This window comes from Pedobacter sp., from assembly GCF_045628745.1.
Classification (GTDB): Bacteria; Bacteroidota; Bacteroidia; order Sphingobacteriales; family Sphingobacteriaceae; genus Pedobacter.
On the sequence record NZ_JAZQPU010000230.1, the window covers coordinates 1 to 4,083 of the forward strand.

Sequence of the window (4,083 nt, forward strand, 5' to 3'; positions counted from 1 at the left end):
CCACCTCTTCCCATTCCGAACAGAGAAGTTAAGCCCACCAGAGCCGATGGTACTGCGGTAACACGTGGGAGAGTAGGTCGGTGCCAAATCTTAAAGAAAGCCTGTAAGTGTAAACTTACAGGCTTTTCTTGTTTATAAACAACTTTTTTAGCACAGCGTAGGGGCCTGTAAATAGTAAAGGTTACATATCCAATCATTTTTTCTAGTTGTACTGCAGAGCAAAGCTGCTCGTTTTACTCTTGCTTAACTCCTGTGATTAACTCATCATTCAATTCTCATTTATTCTGGATCAATGCCAAATGTTGTGGAGCTCATCTGTTTTTAAGCATAAAGTTCGGTTAACCTGAACAGGAAAAATTCAATATTTCTTACTCCTCTAAATTGACTTCTGAAGGCTTTTATTTTAGCATTAAAAGATTCTGCAGAAGCGTTTGTCGATCTGTTATCAAAGTAATTTAAGATGGTTTGGTAGTGGTGCTGTATAGATCTTGAGATGGTGCTAAAAGCTTTGAATCCGGATTGTCTTACCTTTTCATGCCATTTGGCAAGCCTTGCCAGACCGTAGAGTTTATCTGTGGTTTTCTCAAAGATGTTGCTCAAGCCCATACTCAGCTCATGGGCTTGCTTTAAGGAGGGATAACGTTCAAATAACAGTTCTGCCCTTTCCTTTTGATTTTCTGTCCAATCTGAAGGCTTTTTATAGAGCACATATCTTGCCCTTGCCAGCAAATGTTTGGGCGTATCACCATTAGAGAGGATCTGGGCTTTGAAGGTGGTTTTAGCAATCTTGGCTTTGTCTATAGCTTCGTTTTCGGCATCCAGAGCTTCCCATCGATATTTGATCCTCATTTCCTGTAAGGCTTCGGTAGCCAGTTTCTGCACATGGAATCTGTCAGTGACTCTGGCTGCATTGCGGAAACTGCGTTTGGAGATCAGTTCCATATTACCAGCCATGTCAAGGGTAATTTCCTTTACTTTCAGCCGCTGACGCTCTGGTATTTGCTGAAGAACCTGGATCACTGTTTCAGCCTTTGTACCCGCTACAATGGCAACTATGGCTCCTTTTTTACCTTTTGCAGCTTTATTGGTGACTAGGGTATAAAGCTCTCCGTGGGAAAGGGAGGTTTCATCAATGGAAAGCCTCTCGCCAAGATTTTGCGGATACAGCAGCCAATTTGCTGCATGTGATCTTTGTTCCCAATCCTTAAAACCACTCAAAGAGTCACGGTATTGACGACGCAGGTTTTTCCCCTTTACGCCATAGAAAGAACTAATAGCCTGAATATCATTCGGGGCTGTACTGACTGATTTGTTTTAAAAAAGCCGCGAATTCCCCTGTCATTCGCGTGCCCTTCTTAACCAATGTCCAGTCACGGTACATCACTTTTTTGCTCTCGGTGTCAATCCAGCGGCGCCGTTTAATATGATAGAATACCTTATGTCCACGAATAGGAAAATCCTGAACCTGAATCTCTGGGAAAAAACCCTTTGACTGAACCTTGATGCCACCCCATTCTTCCGGAGTGTTGTTGCGTTCCTCTAACTGAAAATGGAAAGTTTCAGGATCCTGGATTACACCCATGATGTCGAAATTTTCTATGACGATTTCCGGCAGAAATAATTTGAGTAAGGAAGCGTGGCTATCAAGCATAAAGGGTATGAATTTTTAGAAATGCAAAACTAAAAATATATCCCCTGCTCCACAACATTTGGCATTGATCCTTTATTCTCTGCCTTACCTATCTATATTCACTGTTTGATTCAGCAATTAATCTACTTCCTTTTTACCTGTGTATGAATTTTTCAATGATAATTACAGGCTTTATATACAATTGGAATTTCTATACCTCTTCATATAGGATTTTTAATATATTAGGTTACTACTGCATTAATAGCCTATCACTATTCATTTTCTTCCCATTAGCCTATATGAAAAGAAACTTACTGACTTCATTTTTTGTCCTCCTCCTTATCCAATCCGGGTATTCCCAAAATTTTGATAAGGTTAAATTAGATAACTATTTCCAGGCATTGGAAGCTAGCCATAAATACATGGGCAGTGTTGCTATTTCCCAGGATGGAAAGATCATGTATACAAAAGCTATAGGTTTTAAGAATTTGGAAGAAAAGGTTAAACCTGACTTACATACAAAATATAGAATTGGCTCTATCTCTAAAACCTTTACCGCTGTGTTGTTATTTCAGGCGATAGATGAAAATAAAATTATACTTTCCGAAACCATTCTTAAGTATTTCCCTGCTATAAAAAATGCAGACCACATAACGATTGGACAATTGCTAAATCATCATAGTGGCATTCATAATTTCACAGATGATGAAAACTATTTAACCTGGTATACGCAGAAGAAAAGTGAAAAAGAGATGGTAGCGATCATCTCTAAACTTGAAAGTGACTTTGAACCTGGAAGCAAGGCTGCCTACAGTAATTCTAATTATGTACTGTTGTCGTATATCCTGCAAAAACTTTACAATAAACCTTATGCCCAGGTTCTTGATGAAAAGATAATAAAACCTCTGGGTTTAACTGACACCTATTATGGAGGTAAAATTGATTTATCAAAAAATGAAAGTTATTCTTATCAATTTAAGGGTGATTGGAAAAAAGAACCTGAGACGGATATGTCTATACCTGTTGGAGCCGGCTCCATTGTTTCTACACCGAGTGACCTGACTACATTTGCACATGCCTTATTTAATGGAAAACTTATTGAAGCTCCGAGCCTCCAACAGATGAAGACGATTCAAGATGGTTATGGCATGGGCTTATTTGAGGTTCCATTTAATCAGCATAAAGGTTTTCATCATAACGGGGGGATTGATGGCTTTAAGTCTTTTTTCGCCTATTTTCCAGAGGGGAAGATAGCGGTGGCTCATACTTCAAATGGCTCAAATTATGATAATAATCAAATCTCCATCGCTTTATTGAGTAGTATCTATCATACACCTTTTCATATACCCGATTTTAAAACCTATGTAATAAAAGAAAAGGATCTTGATCAATACCTGGGGTTATATGCTGATAAAGGTTTTCCAATGAAGATTACAATCAGCAAATCTGGGAGTGTGTTAATGGCTCAAGCTACCGGCCAATCTGGATTTGCCCTGGAGCCAGCTGATAAAGATATTTTTAAATTCGACCCGGCAGGTATAGTGCTGCAGTTTAACCCAGAAGCTAAACAGATGACTTTAAAACAAGGGGGCAAAGAATTTGTATTGACTAAAGAGTAACCAATTTATGATAGTTAAAACATAAAAAAAGCTAATTATGCTTTATAAAGCCTGATTTTTTAAAAATGTCAGGCTTTATTATTTTAATAATTATGATTTTGTGACTAATCCGGGGGATGATTGTTCGCCATCTGACCATTGGGGTTATACTTCTAGACGGGCTTTTGAAAATAAATTTGAATTCTTTTCACAGTTACAGAGAGAGTTAACTATTTAATTGGAATTTATTGATAAATAAGTTTTGGGGTTGCCAATTTTTTGCTACTTTTGCATCCCGCTTCGGAGGAAGGGAAACAGTGAAAGCGATATAGATAAGAGAGTTTGAAAGGCGAAAAGGAGTAAGGTTGTCCGCATGTTGTATCTGTTTTAACAGGGAAAACAAAAAGTAAAAAGTTTTAATAAAAAGCTTGACAAAGTTAAAAAGATTACTACCTTTGCCATCCCAAACAAAACGGGAATTTTAGCAGCGGAGCTGCTAAAGAATAAAAAAGATTGAAACGATGAAATCTTGAAAAGAAGGCTGGACAATTAAGACCAGCGGAAAAGAAATCATTGCAACATATAAAAGGCCACCGTGAGGGTTGGGCCGAGAAGTTCATTAAAGAGATGTCATTTATACAACGTAGCGAGGTAACAAGGTACAGTTCAAAGTACATGAAACTGGAGCTAAGTTTTTAGGTCAATATCTAACAGACAATACAATTAGAATAAAGACTATTATTAATACAAGTTAAGAATGGTCAGCGTTCAAACAAAACATTTTACAATGGAGAGTTTGATCCTGGCTCAGGATGAACGCTAGCGGCAGGCCTAATACATGCAAGTCGAACGATA

At 38.1% G+C, this 4,083-nt stretch carries 3 protein-coding genes and 2 rRNA genes; 3 read left to right on the top strand and 2 right to left on the bottom strand.

Going from position 1 to position 4,083, the window contains the following annotated elements:
- A 5S ribosomal RNA gene (gene rrf / locus ACR2F7_RS08755) occupies nt 1-89 on the top strand; the annotation flags it as partial.
- Nucleotides 90-321: 232 nt separating this feature from the next.
- On the opposite strand, the gene ACR2F7_RS08760 is transcribed toward rrf, so the two are convergent.
- Together ACR2F7_RS08760 and ACR2F7_RS08765 are read right to left on the bottom strand one after the other, a co-directional pair.
- Nucleotides 322-1,284, bottom strand: coding sequence for an ISAon1 family transposase (locus ACR2F7_RS08760; RefSeq protein WP_432713201.1), 963 nt, complete (start codon nt 1,282-1,284; stop codon nt 322-324).
- Between the two features lies 1 nt (nt 1,285).
- On the bottom strand, nt 1,286-1,651 hold the full coding sequence (locus ACR2F7_RS08765) for an ISAon1 family transposase N-terminal region protein (protein WP_432713199.1): 366 nt from the start codon (nt 1,649-1,651) through the stop codon (nt 1,286-1,288).
- Between the two features lie 278 nt (nt 1,652-1,929).
- On the opposite strand from ACR2F7_RS08765, the gene ACR2F7_RS08770 reads away from it, so the two are divergent.
- Together ACR2F7_RS08770 and ACR2F7_RS08775 are read left to right on the top strand one after the other, a co-directional pair.
- The gene (locus ACR2F7_RS08770) at nt 1,930-3,249 is read left to right on the top strand and encodes a serine hydrolase domain-containing protein (protein WP_432713200.1); all 1,320 of its coding nucleotides are present in this window, start codon (nt 1,930-1,932) and stop codon (nt 3,247-3,249) included.
- Nucleotides 3,250-4,012: 763 nt separating this feature from the next.
- Nucleotides 4,013-4,083 (top strand): 16S ribosomal RNA (locus tag ACR2F7_RS08775); the annotation flags it as partial.

What these genes read in the sequence shown, in the direction of transcription:
- ACR2F7_RS08765 (WP_432713199.1), bottom strand. Translation starts at nt 1,651, where the DNA reads ATGCTTGATAGCCACGCTTCCTTACTCAAATTATTTCTGCCGGAAATC.
- ACR2F7_RS08770 (WP_432713200.1), top strand. Translation starts at nt 1,930, where the DNA reads ATGAAAAGAAACTTACTGACTTCATTTTTTGTCCTCCTCCTTATCCAA.